Source organism: Arthrobacter sp. H14, from assembly GCF_000520495.1.
GTDB lineage: Bacteria > Actinomycetota > Actinomycetes > Actinomycetales > Micrococcaceae > Arthrobacter_C.
On the sequence record NZ_AZRX01000460.1, the window covers coordinates 1 to 7,282 of the forward strand.

The 7,282-nt window shown below is 61.7% G+C and carries 8 protein-coding genes; 3 read left to right on the forward strand and 5 right to left on the reverse strand.

Going from position 1 to position 7,282, the window contains the following annotated elements; translation table 11 throughout:
* Positions 1-294: 294 nt before the first annotated feature.
* Positions 295-1,215 (reverse strand): oxidoreductase, encoded by a 921-nt coding sequence (locus Y707_RS0101280; RefSeq protein WP_026533773.1) that lies wholly within the window; start codon positions 1,213-1,215, stop codon positions 295-297.
* 122 nt (positions 1,216-1,337) lie between these two features.
* On the opposite strand from Y707_RS0101280, the gene Y707_RS0101285 reads away from it, so the two are divergent.
* A complete protein-coding gene (locus Y707_RS0101285; RefSeq protein ID WP_026533774.1) occupies positions 1,338-2,141 on the forward strand; it encodes a transglutaminase-like domain-containing protein in 804 nt (267 codons plus the stop codon).
* Positions 2,142-2,157: 16 nt separating this feature from the next.
* On the opposite strand, the gene Y707_RS0101290 is transcribed toward Y707_RS0101285, so the two are convergent.
* The 4 genes from Y707_RS0101290 to Y707_RS22465 form a co-directional block, all read right to left on the reverse strand.
* Complete coding sequence (locus Y707_RS0101290) at positions 2,158-2,616, reverse strand: MarR family winged helix-turn-helix transcriptional regulator (protein ID WP_026533775.1); 459 nt, start codon at positions 2,614-2,616, stop codon at positions 2,158-2,160.
* Positions 2,617-2,686: 70 nt separating this feature from the next.
* Entirely contained in the window at positions 2,687-3,781 is a 1,095-nt protein-coding gene (locus tag Y707_RS0101295) for an LLM class flavin-dependent oxidoreductase (protein WP_026533776.1), read from the reverse strand.
* A 162-nt stretch (positions 3,782-3,943) separates the two neighbouring features.
* Complete coding sequence (locus Y707_RS0101300; RefSeq protein WP_026533777.1) at positions 3,944-4,240, reverse strand: DUF503 domain-containing protein; 297 nt, start codon at positions 4,238-4,240, stop codon at positions 3,944-3,946.
* Between the two features lie 8 nt (positions 4,241-4,248).
* Entirely contained in the window at positions 4,249-4,455 is a 207-nt protein-coding gene (locus Y707_RS22465) for a hypothetical protein (protein ID WP_035779819.1), read from the reverse strand.
* A gap of 148 nt (positions 4,456-4,603) precedes the next feature.
* Here Y707_RS22465 and Y707_RS0101310 point away from each other — a divergent pair, with 148 nt between their 5' ends.
* Positions 4,604-6,001: an NAD-dependent succinate-semialdehyde dehydrogenase gene (locus tag Y707_RS0101310; RefSeq protein WP_026533778.1), complete on the forward strand. Its 1,398-nt coding sequence runs from the start codon at positions 4,604-4,606 to the stop codon at positions 5,999-6,001.
* 54 nt (positions 6,002-6,055) lie between these two features.
* Positions 6,056-6,736 (forward strand): phosphoribosyltransferase, encoded by a 681-nt coding sequence (locus Y707_RS0101315; protein WP_026533779.1) that lies wholly within the window; start codon positions 6,056-6,058, stop codon positions 6,734-6,736.
* The last annotated feature ends 546 nt before the right edge of the window (positions 6,737-7,282 follow it).

Below are 7,282 nucleotides of genomic sequence, written 5' to 3' on the forward strand. Positions count from 1 at the left end.
GGCCCTGGGAAACAGCGTTCACCGACCTGTTCACAGCCATGCTGAAACCGTCAGCCACAGCCCCGGTCTGACCGGCTTCGACCCCGTCCGACCGACACGAAAGAAACAAGTGGAACGCTCCCGGCAGCGAGGCCGATAGCTCCGCAGCGCCCTCAAGCCGCTGGAATAGCCAGTTCCCGTTCCGCGGCTACCTCAGCTGCTGATCGGTGGATCGAGGCTTAGGCGCCGCTGGCCCGCTCGAGGACCAGCCGGCGGGTCCTCAAATCACCCCAAATCTCAAGTGAATTTAGGGCCTCAGACGGCCGCGAGGTCCGGATACCTGACGCCGGTGAGTTCTTCGCTCTTTTCCCACAGCCGGCGTCCGGTTTCCTCATCGAGTACCTGCTGTACCGGAGCGACCAAGGCAACATTGCCGCGCCGCTCGCCAACGCCGTCGGGCCCGTAAAAATCCCCGCCCTGGACTTCCGGAGCGGTGGCGGCGTAAAGGATCGGCAGTGCACCGGCCGAATCCGACTGGCCCATCAACCGGACGAATCCGGCCATCACGTCCGCTGCGGGACGCCGGCCGCCGGTGTTGGCGAACAACCTGGTGCTCGCCAATCCCGGATGAGCGGCGACGGCGGTAATGTCCTCGCCGCGGGCCTGCAGGCGCTTGCTGAACTCGACGGTGTGATACAAATTGGCAATCTTGCTCTGGCCGTAGGCGCTCCACCGCCGGTAGCGGCTCTCGCTGTTCAGATCGGAGAAATCAATGGAACCGCGCTTATGGGCCAGACTCGACACGGCGACAACCCGCGCGCTGCCTGCCTGGCGGAGGTTCTCCAACAGCAGCCCGCCGAGGGCGAAATGGCCCAGATGATTGATGCCAAGCTGCTGCTCAAATCCGTCTGCAGTGCGGGTCAGGGGTGTGGCCATCACCCCGGCATTGTTGACCAGTATGTCCAGCGGACCTTCCCATCCGGCGGCGAAGGACCGGATGGAATCAAGACTCGCCAGGTCCAGCTCACGCGCGTCGCAGACAGTGGACTCGGTGGCTTCGCGGACATGTTCCAACGCGCGGGTGCCGCGGTCCATATTCCGGCAGGCCAGCGTTACGGCCGCACCCTTGGCGGCCAGCGCCAGGCTGGTTTGCAGCCCGAGGCCGCTGTTGGCGCCGGTGACAATCACACGTCGGCCGGTCAAGTCCGGAATATCGCCGGGGCGGAAAGATTTCACGCAGATCTCCTGTTCGGTTCCTCTCAGCATAGGCGGGTAGGCTGGGGAATGGATTCAGCCGTTTCCGACACAGTCCACGGAACCGTCCACATCCAACCCGCACCCCAAGGAGCACATTGCCGATGGAACGCGTCGTTTCGGCCCACCTGGCCTTCACCACCACACACAATACGTCCATTGCGATGGCTGTGGCGGCTGCCAGGAACAAGGGATTTCATTCCATTGACGAAACGCTTTATGTCACGGTCGACGGTGTGCCCGCGAGGATGCATGAAGTGGCTGATCTGCATGGCGGCCGGATGCACACCATCACGTTGGAAAAGCCCGCGAAAGTCGTCGTGGACTACAGTGCTGCGATCGCGGGCACCGAACGGCCCGAGCCCATCGACGAGATGGATCTGATCCGCTACGTCCGGCCGAGCCGCTACTGCGAATCGGACCGCTTGCTGCCCGTCTCCTTCGCGGAATTCGGCGACATGCAGGGTATGGACCTGCTGGTCGCCGTGCGCCAGTGGGTGAACCGGGAATTGAGCTACGTCGCCGGGTCGTCCCGGCCCACCGATGGCGCGGTCGAAACTTTCCTTGGCCGCCAGGGCGTCTGCCGCGATTACGCTCATCTGGTCATCTCGCTGCTGCGTGCCAAGGACATTCCGGCCCGGTTGGCCGCCGTGTATGCACCCGGGCTCAGCCCGATGGACTTTCACGCTGTGGTTGAGGCTTATGTCGACGGCGTGTGGCACGTAATCGATGCGACCGGCCTCGCCCCGCGGGAGTCAATGCTTCGCATCACCACCGGCCGCGACGCCTCCGACACCGCGTTCCTGTCCACCGTCGGTGGCCGGCTGCAGCTGCAGGAGGTTGGTGTCACCGCCACCGTCAATGAACTGCCCATGGACGACGCCGGCAGCCTCACCCAATTGCGTTGAGCACCGGGCGCGGCAGTCACCGGATATTCGCACGCAGTTTCATCGTCAGCGCTTCGAGCTGGATGAGTTCCTCCGGGCTCAAAGCTCCACCGACAATCCGGCCGATGCTGCGCACGTGTTCGCGTCCAATGGACTTCTGCAGCTCGGCGCCTTCTTCTGTCAGGCCAATCAGCACGCCACGATGATCCTCCGGCGCTTGCTTCCGTTCCAGCAGGCCGCGGGCTTCAAGCCGGTCAACCATCCGGCTCAGGCTCGGCTGGCTCATCAAGAGCTGCGAATTTAAATCGTTGAGCCGCAGCCAGCCGGTGGGGCAGCGCGAGAGATTGAACAAGACGTCGTACTCGCGCATGTTCAGATCCCGGAACGCCGTGTCGGCTTGGAGCAGCCGCATCACGGATACCTGGGCACGGAACAGCGACTCCCAGGCATCAGTGGCCGCGCGCATATGCGCAGCCCCGGGAAGCGGCCCGGCCATAGTTCCCGGTACCGCCGCACCCCCGGCTGCCATGCCGCCGTCGTTATCAGTATTAATTGCGTTGTCAGTATCAGCTAAGGGACTGTTGCTGCTTCTCACGCTCCGCCTTCCTGCTCTCAAACGTTGGGGCCTCCGGAACATGGACCGGTTTGCGGGCCGCGAATTCCTTCCGCAGGGTCGGCACGACCTCGGAGCCCAGCAGATCCAGCTGTTCAAGCACTGTCTTCAGCGGCAGGCCGGCATGGTCCATCAGGAAAAGCTGGCGCTGGTAGTCGCCGAAGTACTCCCGGAAGGTCAGTGTCTTGTCGATAACTTCCTGCGGACTGCCGACGGTCAGCGGTGTCTGTGAGGTGAAGTCCTCCAGCGAGGGGCCGTGGCCATAGACCGGCGCATTGTCGAAGTAAGGGCGGAATTCGTTGACGGCGTCCTGCGAGTTCTTGCGCATAAACACCTGTCCGCCGAGGCCGACGATGGCCTGATCCGCCGAGCCGTGCCCGTAGTGCTCGTAGCGCTCCCGGTAGAGCCGGATGAGCTGAACGTAGTGCTCCTTCGGCCAGAAAATGTTGTTGGCAAAGAATCCGTCGCCGTAGTACGCGGCCTGTTCGGCGATCTGCGGACTGCGGATCGAACCGTGCCAGACAAACGGCGGGACATCATCGAGCGGGCGGGGTGTCGAAACGAAACCCTGCAGCGGCGTCCGGTACTGCCCCTGCCAGTTCACGACTTCCTCGTCCCAGAGCCGGCGCAGCAAGTGGTAATTCTCCACCGCAAGTTCAATGCCCTTCTGGATATCCTTGCCGAACCAGGGATAGACCGGGGGAGTGTTGCCGCGGCCCATCATGATATCGACGCGCCCATCGGCGAGGTGCTGGAGCATGGCGAAATCTTCGGCGATTTTTACCGGATCGTTCGTGGTGATCAGCGTCGTCGACGTTGAGAGGATGAGCCGCTCGGTCTGTGCCGCGATGTAGCCGAGCATCGTCGTCGGAGAGCTCGGTACGAACGGCGGATTATGGTGCTCGCCGGTGGCAAAGACGTCCAGTCCCACATCCTCGGCATGCTTGGCGATCTTCACCATCGCCTTGATACGCTCATGTTCGGTCGGTTCCGTGCCGTTGGCCGGATCAGGCGTCACGTCTCCGACGGTGAAGATACCGATTTGCATGGGGAGTCCTTTCTCGGCTGTCGGAACGGTGGGCTATGCGCGGGGCCTTAGGGAATGCAGTCGTTGCCGTATTGCCTCTGGTTCAAGACTAGTCCCGCGATCCACTTACATGCATATGCATCTACTGATACAACAGGGCCGCCTCCAAAAATGTTCCCGTCCCTAGTCGTCGGCACTGGAAACAATCCGGCGTCGTGCGCTCAATAGTTCGAGCTCCGGACGGTACGCCACGAACTGCTCCACTGCATCGAGGACTTCGACGATGTGAGCCCGGCTGTCGGCGACCAGTCCGGCGCCGATCACCGTGCGGCGATACAGGTCCTGGGCATCCACCTCCGCGGCGGAAACCGAATATTTGCGCTTGACGTCACTGACCAGCGGCCGGACGATGGAGCGCTTCCCCTTCAGGGAATGGACATCCCCGAGCAGCAGATCAAGCTCAATCCAGCCGATCCACATGATCTGGCTTAGCTGCCGTCGTCGCCGTCCCGCCTGTCTTTGGCATCCTCGGGCCCGTGTTCGGGATCTTCCTCTTCCTCGAAGGTGTTCGCATCGTCGGTCGATGTTGCTCCGACGCCGTCCTTTGGATTGGGAATCGTACCACCGGAGTCCTTCGTCCCCTTGGAATCCGTGGCGCTGTCGTCGTCGACCTTCTTGTCCGATTCCTGGTTCATTGCATCCTCCTGAGATGACGGTCTTTCCGGGCAGTAAATCCGTTCGGCGACGCCGGGTGAGCAGTTGGTTTCGCACGATGCGGACCGGCTCGGGAACGAATCGTTCTTTCCTATACAAAGTACCCTTATTACCGGGTACGGTGAAGATATGACTTCGTACAAGACCGTCAATCCCGCAACTGGTGAAACCCTTGAGGAGTTTCCCGAAACTACGGATGCAGAGATCCAGAATGTTCTTGCCACCTCGCATGACACATTCAACACATGGCGGAATGTGCCAATCGAGGAACGGTCCAGGATCATCTCCCGCGCGGCGGAACTGTACAACGAGCGGAAGGAAGAGCTCGCATCGCTGATCACCCTGGAGATGGGCAAAACCGTCCGCGAAGCGCAGAGCGAAGTTGCCTTGGTGGCCAACATTTATGAGTACTACGCCACTAAAGGTCCCCAGTTCATGGAGGACGAATACCTGAATGCGATGGGCGGTGGCGAAGCCGTAGTCCGGACTGAGCCGATCGGCCCGTTGGTAGGCATCATGCCTTGGAATTACCCCTACTATCAGGTTGCACGCTTTGCCGCACCGAACCTGATGCTTGGTAACACAATCCTGCTCAAGCACGCGGAGAACTGCCCGCAGTCCGCCCTCGCCATGGAGCAGCTCTTCAAGGATGCTGGCCTGCCCGAGGGCGCCTACATCAACATCTTCGCGACCAAGGATCAGATTGCAGACATGATCGCCGACCCGCGGATCCATGGTGTTTCGCTCACAGGAAGTGAACGCGCCGGCGCGGCTGTCGGCGAAGTTGCAGGCCGCAATTTGAAGAAGTACGTACTCGAACTTGGTGGTTCGGATCCGTTTATCGTGCTTGACAGCGAGGACTTGGACGGCACGGTCAAGGCCGCCGTTGCCGGGAGGATGGGCAACGCCGGACAGGCTTGCACCGCTGCCAAACGGTTCATCGTGCAGGAGGACTACTACGATGACTTCGTCGAGAAGTTAACTGCAAAAATGGCCAAGTTGAAGCCTGATGACCCGGCCAAGCCGGAGACCAGGTTCGGCCCACTCTCCTCGGAGTCGGCTGCCGAGACTTTGCTGGAGCAGATCAAGGACGCGGTGGATAAGGGCGCCACCCTCCGCACCGGCGGCAATCGGATCGACGCGCCGGGAGCGTACGTGGAGGCGACCGTTCTCACCGATGTGACTCCCGAAATGCGGGCCTATAAGGAGGAGCTTTTTGGCCCAGCCGCCGTCGTCTATAAGGTCTCCGATGCCGACGAAGCCGTCGAATTGGCCAATAGCTCGCCATTCGGGCTCGGCGGATCGGTCTTCAGTACCGATGTCGGCAAGGCGAAGGAAGTCGCGGGGCGGCTGGAGAATGGCATGGTCTGGATCAACAGCGTCACGGGTACCCAGGCTGATCTGCCCTTCGGCGGGGTTAAGCGCTCCGGTGTCGGCCGCGAGCTTGCGAAGTACGGCATGGACGAATTCGTCAACAAAAAACTGATCCGGCACCCGGCGGTCAAGCCCTCCAAACCGAAGAGCTGACAGGTACCGCCGGGGGAGAAAGGTCCTGCAAGATACAAAAGTGGGTGCAGAATAATGAGGCAACGTTACCGGGACCGGCAGGAGGCCGGCCAGGCCCTTGCCGCCGACGTGAAGCAGGCATTGGCTCAAGAAGCACCCGATCGGCCCACGGAAGGGCGTCCGTTGGTCCTCGCTCTTCCGCGCGGCGGCCTGCCGGTGGCGGCCGAGGTGGCGGAGGCGTTGGGTGCCGAACTCGATGTCCTGGTCGTCCGCAAGGTTGGTGTTCCGGCGCATCCGGAACTGGCCATGGGAGCGCTTGCCCTGCTGGCCGACACTGTTGAAGTAGTGCGAAACGATACCGTACTGGAGCAATTGCCGGGAGCGGATAAGCCCGGTGGCGCCTTCGACACGGTCGCTACAACGGAACGTGAAGAACTCCTGCGAAGGGAAGAAACGTACCGCAGCGGCCGTCCGCCCGTTGATCTCATTGGGCGCGCTGTGATTATCGTCGACGACGGGCTCGCCACAGGTTCGACGATGAAGGCTGCATTGATTGCCGCCCGCCGCTACTCGCCCGGACGATTGGTTGCTGCCATCCCCGTAGGTGCCCGGCAGACTTGCACCGAATTGCAGGAGCTGGCCGACGACGTCATTTGCACCTGGGCGACCGACGATCTGGGCTCGGTCGGCTCCGCCTACGAAAAATTCACGCAGACCACCAACGAGGAAGTCCGCGAAATTCTCGACGGGCACTGAAGCGAGGCCATCGATTCCCAGCGGTGACGTGGAGCGTTCGATTTCAGCAGACATCCCGCAGCCACGTTTTATGCATGGACGCAGACATCCAGGACGTCGCTGCGACCGTGGAAGTCTACTGCCGCAAGACAGGGGTGTGTGCATGGCTCTATCCGGTGGCGGGTAGTGGGAGGCGTGGTTGGTGGTGGCCGTGCGTATGGTGTCGCCGGTCGAAGTAATGATTGCGCAATGGTTTTTGGTATGGGTCGACGTATTGGGGCGGGATGAACCAGGGGACTCCGTTTTCGACGTGGATCCGCCATTTTTCCTTATGAATTAAGTGGTGGTGGAACGAACACGCCAGGAGGCCGTTGTCTGTGCTGGTGGCACCGTTCTTCGACCAATAGTCGATGTGGTGGGCTTCGCACCAGGCGGCGGGCATGTAGCAGCCGGGAAACGCGCACCCGCCATCGCGGGCGATCACCGCTTTACGCAGGTGCGGCGGGAAGAGGCGTTGACCGGGACCGGCGTCCAGGATCCGGCCTTCGGTGCTGAGGATGACGGGCA